Origin of the sequence: Inquilinus sp. CA228 (assembly GCF_052078665.1) — a bacterium.
Classification (GTDB): Bacteria; Pseudomonadota; Alphaproteobacteria; order DSM-16000; family Inquilinaceae; genus Inquilinus.
The window spans coordinates 82,612-104,347 of sequence record NZ_JBQJIK010000012.1 but is presented as its reverse complement, the minus strand read 5'-3'; the positions used below and the strand labels follow the sequence as shown (position 1 = coordinate 104,347).

20 protein-coding genes and 1 tRNA gene are annotated in these 21,736 nt (G+C 70.6%); 4 read left to right on the top strand and 17 right to left on the bottom strand.

All coding sequences use genetic code 11. The features are described 5' to 3' along the window. The first annotated feature begins 102 nt into the window (after positions 1-102). Positions 103-179: transfer RNA gene (locus ACTOWL_RS08145), tRNA-Arg, on the top strand. Between the two features lie 21 nt (positions 180-200). On the opposite strand, the gene ACTOWL_RS08140 is transcribed toward ACTOWL_RS08145, so the two are convergent. Both ACTOWL_RS08140 and ACTOWL_RS08135 read right to left on the bottom strand, forming a co-directional pair. After that, the gene (locus ACTOWL_RS08140; RefSeq protein ID WP_441320704.1) at positions 201-485 is read right to left on the bottom strand and encodes a hypothetical protein; all 285 of its coding nucleotides are present in this window, start codon (positions 483-485) and stop codon (positions 201-203) included. 159 nt (positions 486-644) lie between these two features. Next, positions 645-1,142 (bottom strand): hypothetical protein, encoded by a 498-nt coding sequence (locus ACTOWL_RS08135; protein WP_441320703.1) that lies wholly within the window; start codon positions 1,140-1,142, stop codon positions 645-647. Between the two features lie 438 nt (positions 1,143-1,580). Here ACTOWL_RS08135 and ACTOWL_RS08130 point away from each other — a divergent pair, with 438 nt between their 5' ends. Next, the gene (locus ACTOWL_RS08130) at positions 1,581-3,203 is read left to right on the top strand and encodes a calcium-binding protein (RefSeq protein WP_441320702.1); all 1,623 of its coding nucleotides are present in this window, start codon (positions 1,581-1,583) and stop codon (positions 3,201-3,203) included. 30 nt (positions 3,204-3,233) lie between these two features. Here ACTOWL_RS08130 and ACTOWL_RS08125 read toward each other — a convergent pair whose 3' ends face one another. The 5 genes from ACTOWL_RS08125 to phnX form a co-directional block, all read right to left on the bottom strand. Continuing rightward, positions 3,234-4,379, bottom strand: a complete 1,146-nt coding sequence (locus tag ACTOWL_RS08125; RefSeq protein WP_441320701.1) for a TIGR03364 family FAD-dependent oxidoreductase — start codon at positions 4,377-4,379, stop codon at positions 3,234-3,236. Positions 4,380-4,390: 11 nt separating this feature from the next. Continuing rightward, positions 4,391-6,112, bottom strand: a complete 1,722-nt coding sequence (locus tag ACTOWL_RS08120; protein ID WP_441320700.1) for a putative 2-aminoethylphosphonate ABC transporter permease subunit — start codon at positions 6,110-6,112, stop codon at positions 4,391-4,393. 13 nt (positions 6,113-6,125) lie between these two features. Continuing rightward, complete coding sequence (locus tag ACTOWL_RS08115; protein ID WP_441320699.1) at positions 6,126-7,199, bottom strand: putative 2-aminoethylphosphonate ABC transporter ATP-binding protein; 1,074 nt, start codon at positions 7,197-7,199, stop codon at positions 6,126-6,128. Between the two features lie 51 nt (positions 7,200-7,250). Beyond that, complete coding sequence (locus tag ACTOWL_RS08110; protein ID WP_441320698.1) at positions 7,251-8,270, bottom strand: putative 2-aminoethylphosphonate ABC transporter substrate-binding protein; 1,020 nt, start codon at positions 8,268-8,270, stop codon at positions 7,251-7,253. 110 nt (positions 8,271-8,380) lie between these two features. Further along, complete coding sequence (gene phnX, locus ACTOWL_RS08105; protein ID WP_441320697.1) at positions 8,381-9,211, bottom strand: phosphonoacetaldehyde hydrolase; 831 nt, start codon at positions 9,209-9,211, stop codon at positions 8,381-8,383. A 103-nt stretch (positions 9,212-9,314) separates the two neighbouring features. Between phnX and ACTOWL_RS08100 the strand changes: the two genes are divergently transcribed. Next, entirely contained in the window at positions 9,315-10,217 is a 903-nt protein-coding gene (locus tag ACTOWL_RS08100) for a LysR substrate-binding domain-containing protein (protein ID WP_441320696.1), read from the top strand. Here the strand turns inward: ACTOWL_RS08100 and ACTOWL_RS08095 are convergent. From ACTOWL_RS08095 to ACTOWL_RS08080, 4 genes are all read right to left on the bottom strand, one after another. Continuing rightward, the gene (locus ACTOWL_RS08095) at positions 10,214-11,269 is read right to left on the bottom strand and encodes an amidohydrolase family protein (protein WP_441320695.1); all 1,056 of its coding nucleotides are present in this window, start codon (positions 11,267-11,269) and stop codon (positions 10,214-10,216) included. The two genes, ACTOWL_RS08100 and ACTOWL_RS08095, sit on opposite strands and share 4 nt — an antisense overlap. A 29-nt stretch (positions 11,270-11,298) precedes the next feature. Then, a complete protein-coding gene (gene mhpA / locus ACTOWL_RS08090) occupies positions 11,299-12,921 on the bottom strand; it encodes a bifunctional 3-(3-hydroxy-phenyl)propionate/3-hydroxycinnamic acid hydroxylase MhpA (RefSeq protein WP_441320694.1) in 1,623 nt (540 codons plus the stop codon). Between the two features lie 99 nt (positions 12,922-13,020). After that, on the bottom strand, positions 13,021-13,917 hold the full coding sequence (locus tag ACTOWL_RS08085) for a VOC family protein (RefSeq protein WP_441320693.1): 897 nt from the start codon (positions 13,915-13,917) through the stop codon (positions 13,021-13,023). A gap of 43 nt (positions 13,918-13,960) precedes the next feature. Further along, complete coding sequence (locus ACTOWL_RS08080) at positions 13,961-14,851, bottom strand: fumarylacetoacetate hydrolase family protein (RefSeq protein WP_441320692.1); 891 nt, start codon at positions 14,849-14,851, stop codon at positions 13,961-13,963. 121 nt (positions 14,852-14,972) lie between these two features. On the opposite strand from ACTOWL_RS08080, the gene ACTOWL_RS08075 reads away from it, so the two are divergent. Further along, on the top strand, positions 14,973-15,692 hold the full coding sequence (locus ACTOWL_RS08075; protein ID WP_441320691.1) for a GntR family transcriptional regulator: 720 nt from the start codon (positions 14,973-14,975) through the stop codon (positions 15,690-15,692). Here the strand turns inward: ACTOWL_RS08075 and ACTOWL_RS08070 are convergent. The 6 genes from ACTOWL_RS08070 to ACTOWL_RS08045 form a co-directional block, all read right to left on the bottom strand. Next, on the bottom strand, positions 15,676-16,053 hold the full coding sequence (locus ACTOWL_RS08070) for a YciI family protein (protein ID WP_441320690.1): 378 nt from the start codon (positions 16,051-16,053) through the stop codon (positions 15,676-15,678). The two genes, ACTOWL_RS08075 and ACTOWL_RS08070, sit on opposite strands and share 17 nt — an antisense overlap. An 82-nt stretch (positions 16,054-16,135) precedes the next feature. Continuing rightward, a complete protein-coding gene (locus ACTOWL_RS08065; protein ID WP_441320689.1) occupies positions 16,136-17,104 on the bottom strand; it encodes an ABC transporter ATP-binding protein in 969 nt (322 codons plus the stop codon). Beyond that, the gene (locus tag ACTOWL_RS08060) at positions 17,101-18,072 is read right to left on the bottom strand and encodes an ABC transporter ATP-binding protein (RefSeq protein WP_441320688.1); all 972 of its coding nucleotides are present in this window, start codon (positions 18,070-18,072) and stop codon (positions 17,101-17,103) included. The genes ACTOWL_RS08065 and ACTOWL_RS08060 overlap by 4 nt, the downstream gene beginning before the upstream one ends. Positions 18,073-18,076: 4 nt before the next feature. After that, the gene (locus tag ACTOWL_RS08055; protein WP_441320687.1) at positions 18,077-19,030 is read right to left on the bottom strand and encodes an ABC transporter permease; all 954 of its coding nucleotides are present in this window, start codon (positions 19,028-19,030) and stop codon (positions 18,077-18,079) included. Between the two features lie 3 nt (positions 19,031-19,033). Next, positions 19,034-19,996: an ABC transporter permease gene (locus ACTOWL_RS08050; protein ID WP_441320686.1), complete on the bottom strand. Its 963-nt coding sequence runs from the start codon at positions 19,994-19,996 to the stop codon at positions 19,034-19,036. Positions 19,997-20,039: 43 nt separating this feature from the next. Next, positions 20,040-21,716: an ABC transporter substrate-binding protein gene (locus ACTOWL_RS08045; protein ID WP_441320685.1), complete on the bottom strand. Its 1,677-nt coding sequence runs from the start codon at positions 21,714-21,716 to the stop codon at positions 20,040-20,042. Positions 21,717-21,736 lie beyond the last annotated feature (20 nt).

The window sequence follows — 21,736 nt, the reverse complement described above, 5'->3', positions numbered from 1 at the left end:
TCAAATGCCAGTGGGACGCACCCCGAATCCGGGCTTTGCATCGCCGCCGCTTTGCAGTATGGTCCGCGCCGCTTCGGGTCCTCGGACCCGAGTCCATGGCCTGCACTCGTAGCTCAGCTGGATAGAGCGCCGCCCTCCGGAGGCGGAGGTCACAGGTTCGAATCCTGTCGAGTGCGCCAGCCCCCCAAATCCATTCGGACTCAGCGGACCAGCTGCCAGAACCGCTCCTCCGCGTCGCTGCGGTGGCGCCGATGGCCGTCGCGGCGGTCGTCGTCGCGATGCCGGCGCTGGCTGTACCGATCCCGGTGCCGGTCGTGATCCCGCCGCCAGTCGCGGTCGTGATCCCGCTGGTGCCGATAGGCATAGGGCGACAGGCGCGGCTGGTTATGTTCCGAGGCGCCTTCGGCGTGAGCCGCCGGCGCGGTCAGCGGCGCCATGGCCGTCAATGCGGCCGCAACCAGAGCGGCCCTGAGCAACGATTTCATGAGGGGCATCCTTCTGCCTCCGTGATCCATCTGGAAGACGCACGGCCCAGGGCGCGGGTTCCGTCGAAACCGTTGCCCGCCCCTGCACCGGTTCGGCACTGGCAGGACGGCAGGACATAACTCGGCTGCCGGCGGAAGCACGCTTGCCGTCCGGCTTCCCTACTTCTGCGGGAAGAAGATGCTCCGCGCGTCGTTCTTGCGGTCGTTCCCGCCGCGGTTGCCGCGGTCGTTGTCGCCGTCGTTCCCACCTCCTCCGAACAGGCGGCGGACATTTTCCGAATTGTTGCGGTTGCGGTTGCGGTCGCCGTCCCGGTCCCGGTTCTGCCCGTCAAGCCCGAACAGCCGGCGAGCCCGCTGCTCGGCGTCGCCATCGACGCGCCGCCGGTTGCGGCGCCGGTCATTGTCGTCGTCATCGTCCCGGTCACGGTGGCGATACCGGTCGCGGTCACGGTAGCGATACCGGTTGTCATCGCGATCGCGATACCGGTCGTAGCCCCGGTAGCGATCGTCGTCATCGTACCAGCTGGAATAGCTGTCGCCGTAGTAGCCGCCACCATAGTAGCCGGGCCCCGTCTGGCACGACGCCACCAGCGGAGCGGAGGCTGCCATGGCGATCGCGACCAGCCCCGTCCGGAACAGACCACTGCCATATGCCACGACGCTCTCCCTCGTCGTTCATGCTCCCCAGATCAACACGTGAGTTTGTGGCGAAATTCCGTCGCGCCGGAAGATCGGGCTATGCGGCCTCGCCCAGACGGACCGCCGGAACCCCGAAGCACGAGCCCATGCCGGCACTGCCGGCGCATACCATCGCCACCTATTGCGGCCCCGTCGCCGCGGGTCTGGCGCCGCGGCCGGATGCGCCCGGCCGGCTGACCCAATCGGGTGATCCCGCGGTTCTGCGACTTCTGGCATACTGTCGGCCATTCAAGACGCGCCTTCGCCCATATTTTCCTGTTTCAGGGCGACGATTGGAACTGCGAGCGGCGCCGCGGAGAGGCGCCTTGCCCGTCCCGTTCGGCAACCGGCGGGACCCTGCGCGGCCGGAAAGCCTGCGGCCGGATCCTCAACACAGGCTCCAAGGGGGAAACATCCATGGCCGGCTATTGGAGTCTCAATGTCGAGATCGACCGATCGAGCGGCACCTTCAACGTCCTGATCGACTATTACGTCGAACCGTATATCGACCCGGAAACCTCCGAATATTTCGGCAACACCACCTGGGCGATCGCCTATTCCATAGCCGGCGGCCCCGTCATCGGCGGCAACAACGGATTCGGGACGGAGAACACCACGGCCCTGTCCGGCCTCGGACTGGACTCCGGGCTGGGCGTGAACGCCTATGTCATCGACTTCCAGGCGACCAATGACTTCAGCGCAGAGGGGATCGCGGCCACCTGGAACGTGTTCACCGCCGCCTATGACACCACGCCGCAATCGCTGCTGGGCTCCGCGATCGACGACATCCTCATCGGCGGCGCCGGAGGCGACGTGCTGCGCGGCTTCGACGGCGCCGACCTGGTCGATGCCGGAGCCGGCAACGACATCGTCGACGGCGGCAGCGGCAGCGACCAGCTGAACGGTCTCGACGGCGACGACATCATGATCGGCGGCACCGGCGACGACATCATGATGGTCGATGCCGCCGGCGACATCGTGATCGAGCGTGCCGGCGAGGGCTATGACCGGGTGATCGCCCTCACCAGCTTCACGCTGGCCGACAATGTCGAGGAGCTGACCCTGTACGGCTCGCTCAGCCTCAGCGGCACCGGCAATGCGGCCAACAACCTGATCTTCGGCAACGACGGCGCCAGCACGCTCACCGGCCTCGACGGCAACGATGTCCTGAACGGAAACGGCGGTGACGACGTGCTGCGCGGTGGACAAGGCGCCGACGAACTCGCCGGCAGGGCAAACGGGACCGCGCTGGGCGACACGGCGACCTACACCGAGAGCAGCGTCGGCATCGTGGCCAATCTCGCCACCGGCCTCGGGTCCGGCGGCGCGGCCCAGGGCGACACCTATATCGAGGTCGAGAATGTTGACGGCAGCCAGGGCAACGACACCCTGGTCGGGGATGCGGGCGGCAACAACCTGCGCGGCGTCGGCGGCGACGACGTGCTCCGTGGCGGCGCCGGGGCCGACACGCTCGACGGCGGTGCCGGCATCGACACCGCCAGCTACTACACCGGCTCGGCCGGCGTCTCGGTCAGCCTGGCCACCGGCAACGGCAGTGGCGGCGAGGCCCAGGACGATTCGCTGGCCGGGATCGAGAACCTCTCCGGCAGCCAGGGCAACGACAGCCTGGCCGGGAACAGCGGCGCCAATACATTGCAGGGCTGGAACGGCAACGACGCGCTCACCGGCGCCGACGGCAAGGACACGCTGACCGGAGGGGCCGGGGCGGACCGCTTCGTCTATGCCGGCGCGGCGCAGAGCGCGGTCGGGGCCAATGCCGATCGGATCACCGATTTCACCCACGCCCAGGGCGACCGCATCGACCTGTCGGCGATCGACGCCAGCACCGTCCTCGCCGGCAACCAGGCGTTCAGCTTCATCGGCACCGCGCTCTACACCGGGGTCGCCGGGCAGCTGCGCTACGTCTCCAACGGCACCGTCACCACCGTCGCCGGCGACATCAATGGCGACGGCACCTCGGACTTCCACATCCAGCTCACAGGGTCCATCGGCCTGGTGGCCGGCGACTTCACGCTCTGATCGGGCCCCGGACTGACCGAGGAGGCCGGGTCAGGCGGCGTGGCGCGGGGCCGCCACGCCGAGCAGCCCGGCCACCACCTCCTCGGCGATGGCGAAGCCGGTGCTCATGCCGGTGCCGCTGGTGACCTGGACCACCCGGGTCGCCTCGTCCGGCGCCTCGGCGAAGGCCTCGGCCGGGCCGGAGGGATAGATGCCGACCCAGCGCTCGGTCACCACCGGCTGCGGCACGTCCAGCAGCTCGGCCAAGTGGCGCAGGATCAGCCCTTCCACCGCCTGCGGTGCGAAGGGGTCCGGTGAATCGTCATAATGATGGGAGTCCCCGACCACCAGCGAGCCGTCGGCCGACTGCACCACGATCAGGTGGATGCCGTTGGCCAGCGTCTCCGGCACCTCGGCCGCCAGCCGGGCCTTCAGCGCTGTCGCTTCCGGCAGGTCGGCGAAGCCGTGGTAGCGGCCGAGGCTGAGGTCGCCCATCACCGCCGCCGGCAGGCGCCAGCCGGGGGCGGCGACGCGCAGCATCTGCAGCTTGCACAGGGTGGTGCGGCGGCGGGCCATGATCTCGGGGAACAGCGACCGCAAGTCCGGGCCGGGGCAGACCACGATGCGATCGGCCAGGATCGAGCCCTCGCTGGTCTCGACCCGCGGCGCCTGCACCGCGCGGACCTGGACGCCGCGGCGGAAGACGACGCCATGCGCCGATTCCAGCCAGGCGGCCAGGCGCGGGATCGCCTCGCGCGGCTCGATCCGCAGCTCATGCGGGCTCCACAGCCCGGCGCGCAGCCCCTCGGCCCGCGCCATCGGCAGCCGCGCCGCCATGGCGGCGGCCGGCAGCAGATCGCAGCCCTCGCCCATCCCGGTGCGGGCGAAGGCCTCGAGCACGCCCTGCCCCTCCTCGGTCCGGGCCAGGAGGGCAGTGCCGCGGTGCAGCACCGGGATGCCGGCCTGCGGCGCCACCTCGGCCCAGATTTCGCGGCTGCGCATCGCCCGGCGCCAGGTCGGGCCGGCCGACTGGCCGCTGACGGTGACGAAGCCGAAATTGCGGATCGAGGCGCCGATGGCGCGCGCCTCGCGGTCGATCACCACCACCCGCCGGCCCTGCCGCGCCGCGGCCAGGGCATGGGCGAGGCCGACGATGCCGGCGCCGACGACGGCGAGGTCGTATCTGTCTTGGGTCAAGATGGCTCCTTTCAGCGGCGGCGCCAGGATTGGGTGCGGGCGAGCAGGCCGCGGGTGGCAGCCAGGTACAGCAGCCGGATCACGGCCGAGGTGGCGAACAGCACCATGGCCATCGCGGCGGCCGGGGCGACGTCGCCGGCATCGTCCATGTTGAGCACGGCGATGGCGGCGAGCGTGGTGTCCGGGGCGTAGAGGAAGACGGCGGCCGACACCGTGGTCATGGCGTTGACGAAAAGGTAGAGCGCGACGTCCAGGATCGCCGGCAGGCACACCGGGATGCCGACGCGCATGAAGGTGCGCCAGGCCGGAACCTTCAGCGAGGCCGAGACCGTCTCGAACTCCGGGTCCATCTGCTTCAGCGCGGTGGTCGCGGTCAGATGGGCCACCGAATAGAAGTGCGACACGGTGCAGACCACCAGGATGGTCATGGTGCCGTAGATGAAGCCCAGCGGGTTGGCCGGATTGTTGAAGAAGAAGATGTAGCCGAGGCCGAGCACCAGGCCGGGCACGGCGAGCGGCAGCAGCGCCAGCATCTGCACCGTGCCGCGGACCTTGCCGAAGCCGCGGCTCTTCTCCAGCAGCCAGGCGCCGGTGAAGACGATGGTGGTGCCGAAGACGGCGGTCAGCGCCGCCATGCGCAGCGAGTTGCCGTAGCTGGCCCAGCCGCCGCCATCCATCATGTCGAAGTCATAGTTCTTCCAGGACGGCGTCAGGTTGTAGGGCCAGAACTTGGCGATCGAGGCGAAGAAGGCGACGCCGATCACGCCGATGATGGCGATGGCGATGACGCCGCAGATCGCCAGGAAGGTGAGGTCGACGGCGCGGTTCGGCTTCGGCTCCAGCGGCACGGCGCGGGCGGTCAGCAGCGCCGTCTGGCGGCGCTGCACGACCCGGTCGACGACGAAGGCCAGCACCGCCGGCAGCAGCAGCACCAGGCCGACCACGGCGCCCATCTGGAAGTTCTGCTGCCCGACCACCTGCTTGTAGATGTCGGTCGCCAGCACGTTGAACTGGCCGCCCACCACCTTGGGCACGCCGAAATCGGTGACCACCAGGGTAAAGATGACGAAGCCGGCGCTGATCAGCCCGTAGCGGGCGCCCGGCAGGGTCACGGTCCAGAAGGTGCGCCCGGGGCTGGCGCGCAGGCTCGAGGCCGCCTCGTATAGCCGGGCGTCGGACAGCGACAGGGCGGTGACCAGGATGATCAGGGCGTGCGGGAAGGTCCAGAACACCGACCCCATGACGATGCCGATCGGGCCGTAGATCGAATGGCCGAACATCCAGCCCTTGAGCAGCCCCTGGTTGCCGAACAGGTAGACCAGGCTGATCGCCGGCAGCAGCGACGGCGCCAGCAGCGGGATCTGCGAGATGGTGCGGAACACTCCACGCAGCGGCATGCAGGTGCGGGTCAGCCCATAGGCGAACAGGAAGGCGAGGGCCAGGCAGATCACGGTGCTGATCACCGCGATCACCAGGCTGTTGCCGATCGAGGCGACCAGGTTGGGCGTGGCGAAGTAGCGGGCGAAATTGTCGAGGCCGACGAAGGTGCCGTCCCGGGCCTGCACGCTCTTGACCAGCAGCACAGCCAGCGGCAGCAGCACGGTCAGCGCCAGCCAGGCGCCGAGGGCGACGATGCCGAACCGCATCATCCGGTCGTCGCGGTCCAGCAGCTGGCGCAGCGGCGCCGCCCGGCCCCGCGGCGCGGCGGGGGTGGCGATCGTGGTCGCGGTCATGGGTCGCCTCCCCTCAGGCCGCCCGGGCGTAGACCCGCAGCCGGTCCGGCGGCAGGCCGACGCGCAGGCGGTGGCCGATCACGATGTCCATGGCCCGGGCCTCGCCCACAGGCAGGTCGACGGTCAGGTCGAAGCTGGTGCCGGGCACCGCCAGCCGGGCGGCGAAATGGGTGCCGACGAAGTCGAGCGCCGCCACCTCCGCCTCCAGCACATTGGCGCCGACGCCGCCGAGATCGCGGATCGCCACCTCCTCCGGCCGGATGCAGACGGTGACGGGCTGGCCGGCGGCGATCGCGGTGGGCGCGCAGCGCAGCCGGGTGGCGCCGATATCGACCTCCTCCGCGGTCGAGACGTGGCCGGCGAAGGCGTTCATCTTGCCGACGAAATCGGCGACGAAGGGCGTCGCCGGCCGGTCGTAGATCGCGGTCGGGGTGCCGATCTGCTCGATCCGGCCGCGGTTCATCACCACGATCCGGTCGGACATGGTCAGCGCCTCCTCCTGGTCGTGCGTCACCATGATGGTGGTGATGCCGAGCCGGCGCTGCAGGTCGCGGATCTCGCCGCGCAGCCGGGCCCGCACCCGGGCGTCGAGCGCCGACAGCGGCTCGTCCAGCAGCAGCAGGCCTGGGGCCGGCGCCAGGGCGCGGGCGATGGCGACGCGCTGCTGCTGGCCGCCGGACAGCTGCGACGGGTGCTTGCGCGCCTGGTCGGCCAGGCCGACGAGGTCGAGCATCTCCGCCACCCGGGCGTCGATCTGGGCCCGCGGCTTGCCGCGGTTCTCCAGGCCGTAGGCGACGTTGGCCCGGATCGAGAGGTTGGGGAACAGGGCGTAGGACTGGAACACGATGCCGAAGTCGCGCTGGCCGATCGGCAGCCGCGAGATGTCGCGCCCGCCCTGGCGGATCTCGCCGGCGGTCTGGACGTCGAGGCCGGAGATGGCGCGCAGCAGCGTGGTCTTGCCGCAGCCGGAGGGCCCGAGGAAGCAGACGAACTCGCCGGGCTGGATGTCGAGGCTGACGCCGTCCAGCGCGGTGAAGCCGCCGAAGCGCTTGGTGACGTCGCGAACGGTCAGATACGGGTCGGTCATCGGGCCCTCCGTTGCGGGAGGCGGCCGGTCGCAGGACCGGCCGCCGTCAGCTCAGCTCTTCGGTTCGGACTTGCCGTCGTAGCGGCGGCTCCACTCGGCCAGGATCCGGTCGCGGTTGGCGGCGGCCCAGGCGAAGTCGTTCTTGATCAGCCGCTGCTGCAGATCGGCGGGCACGTTCTCCAGCGGCTTGGCATGGCCGGGCACGGCGGTGATGGCGTAGCTGCCGGCGTAGAGGTCGTTGGCCGGGCCGGAGATCGCCCAGTCGACCAGCTTCTGCGCCGCCGCGGCGTGCTTGGTGCCCTTGACCACCGACACCGCCTCCATGTCCCAGCCGAGGCCTTCGGACGGGAACACGATGTCGATCGGGGCGCCGTCCGCCTTGGTCTTGTTGGCGCGGTACTCGAAGGACAGGCCGATGGCGTATTCGCCGGCGCCGGCCTGGCGGCACGGCTTGGAGCCGGAATGGACGTAGCTGCCGATGTTCTCGTGCAGCTTGTCCATATAGGCCCAGCCCTTCTCCTCGCCCATCAACTGCAGCCAGGCCGAGACCATCAGGTAGCCGGTGCCGGAGGAGGCCGGGTTCGGCATCACGATCTGGCCCTTGTAGGCCGGGTTGGTCAGGTCCTCCCAGCTCTTCGGCGCGGGCAGGCCCTTGGCCTCGGCCTCGGCGGTGTTGAAGCACAGGGCGGAGGCCCAGATGTCCATGCCGACCCAGGTCGGCGCCGGGCGCGGGTCGCGGAAGGCCGGCGTCACCTGGTCGAGCCCGGCCGGGGCGTAGCCCTGCAGCATGCCCTGGGTGTCGAGCAGCATCAGCGAGGTGGCGGCCAGGCCCCAGACCACGTCGGCCTGCGGGTTGTCCTTCTCGGCCAGCAGCTTGGCGGTGATGATGCCGGTCGAATCCCGCACCCACTGGATCTCGACATCCGGGTTGGCGGCCTCGAACGCCGCCTCATAGGCCTTGAGCTGGTCGGCCTCGAGCGCGGTGTAGACGGTGATCTTGTCGGCGGCGACGGCGGGGGCCGCCAGCGCCAGCAGGCCGGCGACGCCGGCCAGCAGCACGGTGCGCTTCATCTCGTGAAACCCCTCTGTGAGAACCGGCCAAGGCCGGTCGGTGATGACGGCGCAATGGGTCGCCCGAAGACGATCCGCCGACATCGTTGCGATTTGACGAAGGTTTGATGTCAGGGCGTCTCGCCGGCGGCGATGCGGGCCTCGATCCGATCGATCGCGGCCGGCACCTCGGCGATGCCGTCGACCACCTCATGCGCCCCGGCGGCCCACAGCCGGTCGGCGGCGGCGCGGCGCAGCCCGGCCTGCCGGTCCGCCGGCAGCGCCGCCCATTCCGGGGCCGTCAGCCCGACCTCGTTGCCGGTGACGGCCAGCGCGATGGTCCACATGCCGGCGTTCAGCCCCTCGGCCACGTCGACCACCGTGTCGCCGATCTTGACCGCGGCCTGGACCGGATGGAGGTCGAGCTCGATCAGCGCCTTCAGCGCCATCGCCGGGCCGGGGCGGCCGGACGGGGTCTCGCCGGCGCAGACGATCACCTCCGGCGCATAGCCCTGCCGGGCGGCGGCCGGGATCACCACCTCCATCACCGGCCGCGGGAAGCCGGTGGTGGTGCCGATGCGGATGCCGCGGGCCTTGAGCGCCGCCATGGTCTCGACCGTGCCCGGGATCAGCACCGCGTGGCGCTCCACCGCCGCCACCTGCAGCGGCAGGAAGCGGTCGTACAGGTCGTCGACATCGGCCTTGATCGGCGCCCGGCCATGCGCCCGCTGCCAGGCGGCCGCGATCTGCGGCATGTCGAGCAGGGCCCGGATGTGGTCCCATTTCGCAGTGCCCATCGGCAACCGGGCGGTGGCCAGCGGCACCTCGACCCCGACCTTGGCGAAGGCGTCGACCAGCGAGGTGATCGGCGCCTGGCAGCCGAAATCGACGGTGGTGCCGGCCCAGTCGAAGATCGCGGCCCGGACCGGGCCGGCATAGCGGCGGCGATAGGTGAAGCTCATGATGGCCCTCCGGCTGGTGGATCCGCGTCGGCGGGATCGGATGGCCGGATTGAGCCAGAACAGCTATTATTGATCCAATTCATATTCTCCATGCGATGTATTGATGGGCTCAACACTCAACGTCCAGCTGCGCGCCTTCCACGCGGTGGCGACCGAGGGCAGCTTCACCAAGGCGGCGCGGTCGATCGGCGTGTCGCAATCGACGCTGTCGATCGAGGTCAAGGCACTGGAGCAGCGTTACGGCGTGCAGCTGTTCCGCCGCTCCGGCCGGACGATCGAGCTGACCCTGCTGGGCGCCGAGCTGCTGATCTACACCAACCGCGCCTTCGCCGCGCAGCAGGAGGCGGCGGAGCTGCTGCAGGGCACCAGCCGGGTGCCGACCGGCACGCTGCGCCTGGGCGCGGACGGGCCGTTCCACGCCATGCCGCTGATCGCCGCCTTCACCGCCCGGCACGACGGCGCGCGGGTGCGGATGACGGTCGGCAACGCCCAGCGGGTGCTGGCCGCGCTGATCGACATCCGGCTCGACGTGGCGGTGCTGGCGCGGGTGCCGGGCGACCCGCAGCTGCATGCGGTGCCGCTGTGGCACGACCCGGTGCATGTGTTGCTGCCGCGCGCCCACCCGCTGGCCCGGATGCGCAGCGTGCCGGCGCATCTGATCGCGCGCGAGCGTCTGGTGATGCGCGAGGCCGGGTCGATGACGCGGGAGACGGTGGAGCGCGCCTTCGCCGCGATCGACCTGCCGCTGGCGCCCTGGATGGAGGTGGAGGGGCGGGAGGCGTCGCGCGAGGCGATCGCCGCCGGCCTGGGCATCGGCTTCATGTCGGCCGGCGAGATGACGCCGGATCCCCGCCTGGCCAGCCGCCCGATCGGCGGCTGCCGGGTGGAGATGGACGAGTATGTGGTGTGCCTGCGCGAACGCCAGCGCCTGGCCATCGTCCGCGCCTTCCTCGACATCGCCGCCGAAGCCAGCCGGGCGCGGCGCGAGGCGGCCGGACGCGGCTAGGCGAAGCGCGGGAACAGGGTCAGCGCATTGCCGTGCAGGACGCGCCGGCGCGTGGCGTCGTCAAGCAGCGTCGTCGTGTCCTGTGCCTGCGCCAGCCGGGCGACGATCGGCAGCGGCGTGAACGGCCAGTCGCTGCCGTAGAGGATGCGGCCGGGATCGGCGATCTGCAGCAGCGCGGGTAGGAGCCGCGGCAGCGGGAAGCCGGCCAGGTCGTAGTAGAGGCCGCGCAGCACGGCGAAGACATGATCGGGCTCGACCGGGTTCGGCAGCTGCAGCGCCGGGGCCAGGCCGACGACGCGGTCCGCCAGCACCGGCACGGCTGCACCGGCATGCGGCACGATCAGCCGGATGCCGGGAAAGCGGTCGAGCGTGCCGGTCAGGATCAGGTTGGTGACGGCGCGCGTGGTCTCGAACATGAATTCCAGCATCGGCCGGGGCCAGGCCGGGCCCGCCGTCTGGCAGCACGGGCAGTGCGGCGAAGTCGGGTGCATGAACACCACGGCCCGGCGGCGGTCGAGCTCGGCGAACAGCGGGTCGAACCGTCCGTCGCCCGGATAGACCCCGTGATGGTTGGTCTCGATCACGACGCCGTCCGCCTTCAGCGTGTCGAAGGCGTAGGCCGCCTCCGCCAACGCCCCGTCGACATCCGGCAGCGGCAGCGAGGCGAACAGGCCGAAGCGCCCGGGATGGTCGGCGGCCGCCCGCGCCGCCTCCTCGTTGACCCGGCGCGCCAGCGTCCGCGCCGCGGCGTCGTCGCCGAAATGCACGCCGGGCGAGGAGATCGACAGCATCGCCGTGCGGATGTTGATCTGATCCATCATCGCCACGGCCATGCCGGCATCCCATTTCGGCAGGCCGGGCATGCCGTCCGGGTGCTCGTGGCCCGCGGCGATGGCGGCCTCGCGGTAGAAGCCGGGCAGGTAGTGCGCGTGCACGTCGATGCGCGGCGGCAGAGCCGCGGCCATCGGCTGTCCCGGGGCGGGTCCGGCCCTGCCGGCCAGCAGCAGGCCGCCCAGCACCGCCCTGCGGCCAAGGATCGGGGATCGCAGCATGTCGGTCTCCGGCTGGGCTGCGCCGGCGGTCAGCCGGCGGCGCAGAAGAGGGGCGGGACGGACGCCGGGCGGCATCCAGACAAGGCGAGACCGGCGGCGAGGCGATCGACCAGACCGGGCAGCTCGGCGAGCGAGCCGGCCCCGCCATAGAGGTAGAAATCCGGCCGCACCGCCATGGCGGCCAAGCCGTGCCGGGCCATGAAGGGCAGGATCTTGCCGTCCAGGTCGACAGCCGCCCCCGGGGCCGGCGTCCCCGGCCGCTCGATGCGCAGGACACGGGCGTCGAGCCCGTCGAGGATCTCGCGATGCCCGTCCTGCAGCACAGTCCCGGCGTCGGCCTCGGCAACGACGATGCGGAAGCCGAGGCCGGCCAGGTCGTCGAAGCGGCCGTCGCGCCCGCCGAGCCGGATCGTGCCGTGCGGGCCGAGCAGGCCGGCGGGGCCGCGGATCCGGCCGTCCGGCCAGCGGTCGAGCAGCCCGTCGGTCAGCTGCGGGAAGGGCGGGGGCGGCGGGGCCAAGCCGTCGAGGAACGCACGGTCGCGCCGCGCCGCCTCCTCCGGGTCGGGGATGCAGATGATCTTCCCAAGATACATCGAGATGTCGATGATGTCGCTGGCATGCGGCCGGCGCTCGGGCTGGTAGGTGTCCAGCAGCCGGTCGTCCGCCTGGCCGCGCCGCACCAGGTCCAGCTTCCAGGCGAGGTTCCAGGCGTCGCGCAGCCCCGCGCACATGCCCTGCCCCATGAAGGGCGGCATAACATGGGCCGCGTCGCCCGCGATCAGGATCCGCCCCCGGCGCCAGCGGTCGGCCAGCAGCGATCGGAAGGTGTAGACCTTGTGCCGGACGATGGCGGCCTGGTCCGGCGTCACCCAGGGCCGCAGCAACCGCCAGGCCATCGCCTCGTCTTCCAGTTCCTCGCGGGTCTCATGCGGCAGGCGCATGAACTCCCAGCGCCGGAAGTACCGGCCGTTGCGGATCCCCGCCGGCACGATCGTCGTCGGCCGGACGGGATCGCAGAGCTGGGCCGCGGCCGGGATGTCCAGCGCCACGCCTTGGTGTGGCAGGATGTCGATCACCAGCCAGTCCGCCTCGAAGCCGCGATCCTCCTGGCCGGAGCCGATGTGGTGGCGCACCAGGCTGTTGGCGCCGTCGACGCCGACCAGGAAGCGGCCGCGGACGATACGGTTGCCGCCATCGCCGTCCCGGACGGTCACGGCGACGTGATCCGCCTCCTCCCGGATCGCCACCGCCTCGCTGCCGAGATGGACGGCCACGCCGGGCTGGGCGCGCACGGCCTGGTCGAACAGCTCCTCCAGCGTCGGCTGGTGTACGAAATGCACCTCCGGGCCGCCGGAGACCGATTCCGCCGACCAGTCGATCGCCAGCAGCTCGCGCCATTCGGCGTTGAACCAGCGATAGACCGGTGCCGAATGGGTTATCGCCGGCAACGCGTCGCGCAGCCCGATGGCGCACAGCACGCGGTACAGCTCGTGGTCGATGCAGACGGCGCGGGGCAGGGGGTATCGGCTCTTCCAGCGCTCCAAGACGGCGACGGTGAAGCCGAGGCGGCCGAGCATGATCGCCAGGGCCGCGCTGACCGGGCCGTAGCCGATCTGGATGACGTCATGGATCGCGTTGTCGGGACGGGCCATTCGCGATGTCCTCCCATCTGTCGGGCCATCTGTCGGGCCGGTGATCCCCGGGGCGGCCGTCTGCGCGCCGCTTCCCGGGCCGGCGGGGTCGGCCGTGGCTCAGCGCACGGCGGCGAAGGGCAGCCCGGGATCGGTGAAGCCGGCCGGCGGCGGCGATCCCCACTGGTTGATCCAACGGTCGGCCAGCGTGGCCGAGATCTCCCAGGTCCGGGCCTCGTACAGCAGGTCGCTGTCGATGCGGTCCATGCCGGTCGAGTTCTCGACCACGCAGCCATCGGGATCGACGTAATAGGTAAAGACATTGCCGCCGGCGCCGTGCCGGCCGGGCCCCCACAGCAGGGCGCGGTCCTTCAGCACCAGCGTGTCGGCGATGCCGGCGAGGTCCTCCAGCGCGTGCAGGTCGAAGGCGTAATGGTGCAACTGCGGCTCGCCGCGGAACACGGCGACGGTGTGGTGATAGCCGTCCCAGCCGCGGAACCACAGGAACTCGTCGCCCGCCGTGCGGTCGGACAGCTGCATGCCCAGCAGCCGGGTCAGAAAGTCGCGCACCAGCAGCGTGTCCGGCGCCTTCAGGTTGACATGCTCGATCCGCTTCGGCCGCGAGCCGGGGCCGACATGGCGTCGGGCCTGGTCGCGGGCGACCGGGGTGTGCACCTCGAACACCGCGCCGAACGGGGCGACGAAGCGCACCGCCCGCTCCATGCCCGGCCCCAGCGGCCGGTCGTCCAGGATCTCGATCCCCTCCGACCGCAGCCGCCGCTGCACCTCGTCGACCGCGGCCGCGTCCATCGCCTCCAGCCCGATCGCCAGCACCTCCGCGCGCGGGCCGGGCCGGAACGAGACCTCGTGGTGGCGCTGGTTGGCGGAGAGATAGACGGTGCCGTCCCGGCGGTCGGTGACCTTGAGGCCGACGATCTCGGCCAAGTCCCGCGCCGATCCCTCAGGATCGGGGGTGGTGAAGGCCACATGGCCCATTTGCCGGATCAGATGCGTCATGGCGTTTCCAGCTCCCACGGATTGTTCTTGTATCCGGCCCGCCTCAGGCGGCATCGGCCGCCAGCCGTGCGCCATCCTCCGCGACCGGGTTGCGCAGCAGCCCGATGCCGTCGGCCTCGACCTCGACGACATCGCCGGGGCGCATCCACAAGGGCGGCTTGCGGGCCAGGCCGACGCCGGCCGGTGTGCCGGTGACGATGACATCCCCCGGTTCCAGGGTCATCGCCTCGGACAGGATCGCGACCAGCTCCGCCACGCCGAACACCATGTCGTCGGTCGAGGCGTCCTGCACCACCGTGCCGTTCAGCCGGGTGCGCAGCCGCAGGCCGGCGGCGCCCGGCGGCAGCTCGTCGGCGGTCACGAATTCGGGGCCGAAGGCTCCGGTGCCGTCGAAATTCTTGCCGACGGTCCATTGCGGCGATTTGGTCTGGTAGTCGCGGATCGAGGCGTCGTTGAACAGGGCATAGCCGGCGACGTGGTCGAGTGCGGCCGCCCGGCTGATGTGCCGCCCGCCGCGGCCGATCACCGCCGCGATCTCGCCCTCGTAGTCGAGCTGCTCCGACTGGCGCGGCCGCAGGATTGCCGCCCCGTGGCCGACCAGGCTGGAGGCGAAGCGGGCGAACAGCGCCGGATAGGCGGGCTGCTGGAAGCCGCTCTCGGCCGAATGGTCGCGATAGTTCAGGCCGACGCACAGGATCTTGCCCGGATGCGGTAGCACCGGCAGCCACTGTGCCCGTCCGGAGGGCAGCACGGCCTGCCGCGGCGGCGACCGCAGCACCGCTTCGACCGCCTCGCGAGCCTCGCCGCCGCCGGCGATGATCGCCGCGAGGTCGTCTGGCAGGCGCGGGGCCGCCAGCGACAGGTCGATCAACTCGTCTCCGCTTCGCACGGCGACGAGGCGGCGGCCGTCCATGGCCAGGGTCGACAGGCGCATTGCGGACTCCATCCTCGGCTGGGTCGATGCGGCCAAGCCTAGGCCGGAGATCGATCATGTCAAGAAAAATAGATTTTTTGTGGAATGATGGATATTTGCTATAAGCGAGACGGAGGTATCGATGCTGACAGGATTGCAGGAAGCCCGAAGCCTGACCGAGGCCGCCTATGTGCGGCTGCGCGCGGACATCCTGGCGTGCCGCCTGCGGCCGGGGCAGCGGCTGAAGATCAACGACCTCTGCGCCCAGCTCGGGGTCAGCCTCAGCGCGGTGCGCGAGGCGCTGTCGCGGCTGTCGGCCGAGGGCTTCGTGATCTCCGAGGCGCAGAAGCGGTTCCAGGTCGCCCCGGTCTCCGCCGCCGATCTCGACGATCTGACCCGCACCCGGGTCGAAATCGAGACGCTGTGCCTGCGCCGGGCGATGGCGGTGCGCGGGATCGACTGGGAGACGGGGCTGGTGGCGGCCTATCATCGCCTGTCGCGCACGCCTGAGCGGGTGGAGGGGGACGAGCGCCGGGTGAGCGAGGATTGGGCGGCCGCCCATGCCGACTATCACCTGGCGTTGGTCGCCGCCTGCGACAGCCCCTGGCTGCTGCGGCTGCGGGCAATGCTCTATGTGCAATCCGAACGCTATCGCCGGCTGTCGGTGCCGATGGCGGAGCACCGGCGCGACCTCGACGGCGAGCACCATCGGATCATGGCGGCGGTGCTCGCCGGCGATGCCGAGGCCGGGTGCCGGCTGCTGTCCGACCACCTGCTGCTGACGATGTCGCTGGTCCGCGACCTGACACAGCAGGAAGGCGTCCCGGAGCCGCCGGCGGCCGGCGCTAGGACGGTTGGCTGAAATCCGGCGGCGGCGTGCTGAAATCGACCAGCGGCCGCACCTCGACGAAGCCGACCCGGGCCAGGGGGTGCGTGGCGGCGACCTGCGCCGCCTCGTCGATGTCGCGCGCCTCGATCACGACGAAGCCGCCCAGGATCTCCTTGGTCTCCATGAACGGGCCGTCGACCGCCGAGGTCTTGCCCTCGCGCACCTTCACGGTGCGGGCGCCGTCGGGCAGCTCCAGCGCCTCGCCGGCGACGAAATGGCCGCTGGCCTTCAGCGTCTCGTCATGGGTGGCGCAGCCCTCGAGCGCCGCCTGGGCCTCGGGGCTGCCGCCGAACAGGGTCTGCGGATCGTAATAGATCAGGCAGGCATAGCGCATGACGGAAGTCCTTCTGCTTGCGCCTCGAATGCCCCTAATCGTCCGGCGCCGTCCGGATTCGACAGGCCCCGGAGATTTTCCGCTAGGCCAGGTGGCAGGCGACCCGGTGGCCCTCGCCGAGCGTGCGCATCTCCGGCACCTCGGCCCGGCAGCGGTCGGTCGCCAGCGGGCAGCGGGTGTGGAAGCGGCAGCCGGCCGGCGGGTTGGCCGGGCTGGGCAATTCGCCCTTCAGCACCGCACGATCGCGCGGCGCATCCGGGTCGATCGCGGGGATCGCCGACAGCAGCGCCTGGGTGTAGGGGTGCAGCGGCCGGTCGAACAGCGCGTCGCGGCTGGCCGTCTCGACGATCACGCCGAGATACATCACCGCGATCTCGTCGCAGAGATGCTCGACCACCGCCAGGTCGTGCGAGATGAACAGGAAGGTGACGCCCCGCTGCTCCTTGAGGTCGGAGAACAGGTTGATGATCTGCGCCTGGATCGAGACGTCGAGGGCCGAGACCGGCTCATCCGCCACGATCAGCTCCGGCTTCAGCGCCAGGGCCCGGGCGATGCCGATGCGCTGGCGCTGGCCGCCGGAGAATTCATGCGGGTAGCGGGCATACTGGTACGGCGCCAGGCCGCAGATCCGCATCACCTCCAGCACCGTGTCGCGCAGCTCGGCCCGGCGGACCAGGCCATGCGCCAGCAGCGCCTCGCCGATCGCGTCGCCGACCCGCACCCGCGGGTTGAGCGAGCCGTAGGGGTCCTGGAACACCAGCTGCATCTTCGGCCGCAGCGCCCGCCGGCCGCGGCGGCCGATCGCGTTGATGTCGCAGCCCTCGAACCGCACGGTGCCGGCCGTCGGCTGGTACAGCCCCAGCACGGTGCGGCCGAGCGTGGACTTGCCGCTGCCGGATTCGCCGACCAGGCCGAAGCTGGTGCCGCGGCGGATGCGGAAGGTCACCCCGTCGACGGCACGGACATGGCCGGTGACCTGGCCGAACACCCCGTCGCGGATCGGGAAATGGGTCTTGAGGCCCTCGACCTCGAGCAGCGGCGTGTCCGTCATATCGCCCCCTGCTGCGCCAGGAAGCAGGCGGCGCGGTGCGGCACCCCGGCCGGCTCCAGCGCCGGGATGCCGGTGCGGCAGATGTCGGCCGCGGCGAAGCAGCGATCGGCGAAGGCGCACCAGGGGGGCAGATGCGCCGGGCTGGGCACCTGGCCCGGGATCGAGTCGAGCCGGCGGCGGCGCTGGCCCGGCACCGGGCGCGACGCCAGGAGCCCGCGGGTGTAGGGGTGCTTCGGCCGCAGCAGGATGTCGCGCACCGGCCCGGTCTCGACCACCCGGCCGGCATACATCACCACCACCCGGTCGGCGAGCTCCGCCACCATGCCGAGATCGTGGGTGATCAGCATCAGCGCCGTGCCCTGCTCGCGCTTCAGCCGGCCCAGCAGCTCCAGGATCTGGGCCTGGATGGTGACGTCGAGCGCGGTGGTCGGCTCATCGGCGATCAAGAGGCGAGGGCCGCAGCTGAGCGCGATCGCGATCATCACCCGCTGCAGCATGCCGCCCGACAGCTGGTGCGGATAGCCCTCGACGATCTTGTCCGCCCGGGCGATGCCGACCCGGTCCAAGAGCGCGATCGCCTCGTCCCAGGCCGCCTTCGGCGCCAGGCCGCGATGCTCGACCAGCGGCTCGACGATCTGCTCGCCGATGGTCAGCACCGGGTTCAGCGCGCTCATCGGCTCCTGGAAGATCATGGCGATCTCGTTGCCGCGCAGGCCGCGCATCTCCTCCGGCCGCAGCCCCAGCAGGTCGCGGCCGCGATACAGGATGCGGCCGCCGGCGACCTTGCCGGCCGGGCGCGGCAGCAGGCCCATCAGCGACAGCGCGGTGACGCTCTTGCCGCAGCCGGATTCGCCGACCACACCGACGGTCTCGCCCTCGGCGATGCCGAAGCTGACCTCGGTCACCGCCCGGGCGACGCCCTCCTCGGTGCGGAACTGGACCGACAGGTCCTGGAACTCGACCAGCATGGCGCTAGCGCTTCATCTTGGGGTCGAGCGCGTCGCGCAGCCCGTCGCCGAGGATGTTGATGGCGACCACGGTCAGGAAGATCGCCACGCCCGGCGGCACCCACAGCCAGGGCCGGCGCTGGAAGTCGACGAAGCTGTTGGCGGTGTCCATCATGTTGCCCCAGGACGGGGTCGGCGGCACCACGCCGAGGCCGAGATAGCTGAGATAGGCCTCGTTCAGGATCGCGTCGGCGACGCCGACGGTGCCGACCACGATCAGGATCGGCACGGTGTTCGGCAGCAGGTGGTGGAACAGCCGGCGGTACAGCGGCAGGCCCAGCACCTCGGTCGCCACCATGAAGTCGCGCTCGCGCAGCGACAGGATCTGCGACCGCACCAGCCGGGCGACGCGGATCCAGTTCGGCAGGCTGAGCATGAGGACGACCAGGTAGATCCGCTGGTCCGGCGGCACCCTCAGCTCGGACAGCACGGCGCCGAGGATGATCAAGAGCGGCAGGGTCGGGATCGTCATGACGATGTCGGCCGCGCGCATGATCACGGCGTCGGCCAGGCCACCGAGATATCCCGCCACGGCGCCGGCGATGTAGCCGACCACCACTGACAGCAGCACCGAAGCGAGACCCACGGTCAGCGAGATCCGGCCCGCCGCCATCAGCCGGGCCAGGATGTCGCGGCCGAGGAAATCGGTGCCGAGCCAATGCCGCAGGCTGGGCGGACGGTTGGGGCTGAGCGCGTCGGTCGCGTTCAGGTCCCAGGGGCTGATCCATGGCCCGACGACGCAGACCAGGACGATCAGCAGCAGCACCGCGGCCGCGACCATGGCGATGCGGTTGCGCCGGAGCCGCCACAGCGCGTCGCCGAGCGGCGAGCGGGTGACGGCGAGGCGGCCGGCAAGCTCCACCAGCTCGGCCTCGCGCGCCCGGCGGCGGCGGAACGGATTCAGCGACGCGAACGCCATGGCCTAGCGCCGCCGCAGCCGGATGCGCGGGTCGGCCGCGGCATAGGCGATGTCGGCGATCAGGTTGCCGAGGATGGTCAGCGCCGCCAGCGCCATGGTGAAGCCCATCAGCACCGGATAGTCGCGCGCCGCCAGCGTGTCGATCTGGATGTGCCCGGCGCCCGGCCAGTTGAAGATCTTCTCGGTGACGATGGCGCCGGAGAACAGGCCCGGCAGCTCGAAGCCCAGCAGGGTGATGATCGGCAGCAGCGCGTTGCGCAGCGCGTGCTTCAGCACCACTTTGCGCTCCTTCAGCCCCTTGGCCCGGGCGGTGCGGACGAAGTCCATCGCCAGCGATTCCAGCATGCTGGCGCGGATGTAGCGGGTCAGGCTGCCGGCCTGCAGCGCGGTCAGCACCAGCACCGGCAGCACCATGTGGCCGGCGATCTCGACCACCAGCGGCCAGCCGGTCGCCTCGCTGCCGGTGCTGATCATGCCGCCGACCGGCAGCCAGCGCAGGTCGACCGCGAACCATTTGATCAGCAGCAGGCACAGGAAGAAGACCGGGAAGGACATGGCGGCGAACACCGCCAGCGTCACCAGCCGGTCGTACCAGGAATACGGCTTCATCGCCGCCGTGACCCCGGCCAGCAGCGACAGGGTCCAATACAGCAGCATCGCGGTGCCGGCCAGTAGGAAGGAATTCCAGACATACTGGTTCAGCAGGGTGCCGACCGGGATCTGGTACTGCATTGAATAGCCGAGATCGCCGGTCACCAGCCGGCCCAGCCAGTCGAGGTAGCGGTCGACCACCGGCCGGTCGAGCCCGTACAGCGACTTCAGCTCCGCCGCCCGCTCCGGCGTCAGGTTGATGTTGCCGTCGATGAAGTCGCCCGGGGTCAGGGCGAAGATGAAGAAGATCAGCGCCGACGCCCCCAGCAGCATCGGCACCGCCAGCAGCAGGCGGCGGATGATGAAGGTCCTCATGCCCCCTCCCGGTGTCGGGAGGGGGAACGGACGCCGCGGAAGCTCACTGCACGATCTTCAGGTTCGGCAGGCTGGCGACGATGCCGTTGTAGATGTCCGGGTTGAAGCCTTCGACCCGGGCATCGGTGGCGGACAGGATCTTGCGGTAGGCCAGGAAGATCACCGGCGGGTCCTCGGCCAGCGCCTTGTACAGCTGGTGGTAGATCGGCTTGCGCTGCTCCGGATCCAGCGTGGCGTTGCCCTCGAGGATCAGCCGCTCGACCTCGTCGTTGCGGTAGCCGAGCCGGCCGACATCGCCGGTCGACAGGAAGTCCTCGACCCCGTCATGCGGGTCGTTGATGGTCGAGGTGCGGAAGGTGGCGAGGTTGTAGTCGCCGGATTTGCGCTTGGCCAGCAGGGCGTTGAAGTCCGACACCTCGGGCACCAGGTCGACGCCGATCGCCTTCCAGTTCTCCTGGGCGATCGGGATCAGCGCGTCGTTGAACAGCGACTTGGTGGCCAGCAGGCGCAGCGACAGGCGCTGGCCGTCCTTGACCCGGATGCCGTCCGCACCGGCCTTCCAGCCGGCCTCGTCGAGCAGCGCCGCGGCCTTGGCCGGATCGTAGGCGTAGGGGTCGACGGCGTCGGCGTCATAGGCCCAGGAGATCGGCGCCACCGGCTGGGTCGCGACCTGGCCGTAGCCCTGATAGACCACCGTCACCAGGGTCTGGCGGTCGAGGCCGTAGGTCAAAGCATGCCGCACCCGCGGGTCCTGCAGCAGCGGATCCTTCGGGTTGAACTCGATCATGCTGTAGTCGCTGGAGCCGTACAGGTTGATCGCGGCGAAGCCCAGGCTCTGCAGCGCGTCGACATTGTCCTGGCTGACCGTGAAGCCGTCATAGTCGGTCTCGCCGGTCTGGAACAGCTGCAGCTTGGTGGCGTCCGAGGTGATCCGGTAGATGAAATGCTCCACCGCCGGCTTGCCCTTGAAATAGGCCGGGCTGGCGTGGAACCGCACCTCCTGGCCGGGGATGAACCTGTCGAAGACATAGGGGCCGGCGCCGAGCGGGTCGCCGCCGAGGGCGCGGATGCCGTCGAGTTGGCCGCGGGCGAAGCCCTTGCCGTAATGCGCCTTCGACAGCACCGGGCCGCCGAGCAGGACCAGCGTCTTGGCGCCGGGCCGGGTGGTGGTGACCTGGATGGTCTGCGGGTCGATCACCTTGATGCCGGCGATGCTGTCGGCCTTGCCGGCCTTGTACTCCGCCCCGCCGGCGATCGCGGCGGGCGTGATGTCGGTCTCGCTCTCCAGCGTCGGGTCGTGCAGCACGGTCAGGGTGAAGGCCACGTCCTCGGCGGTCAGGGCCGAGCCGTCGCTGAAGGTCAGGCCGGGCCGCAGCTTGATGGTGTAGACGAGGTTGTCCGGGCTGACAGTCCAGGATTCAGCCTGCTCCGGGATCAGCTCGCCCTGGCTGTCGTAGTTGACCAGCCGGCCGAAGATCACGTTGGTGACGTTCTCGTCCCAGCCATTGGTGAAGAAGTAGGGGTTGAACACGCCCTGCGGCGCGCTGATCGAGGCGACGACGGTGTCCTTGCGGGCCTTGGCCGTGGCCGGGATCGCCGACGGATCCGCGGCCGCGGTGATGCCGTCGGGCAGCGCGTCCTGGGCCAGGGCGGGCGGGCCGCCGGCGAGACCGAGCATCAGGGCCAATACGACCAGGCGGGGTGTGCGGTGAGAGCGCATCGACGGGTGTCCTCCTCGGG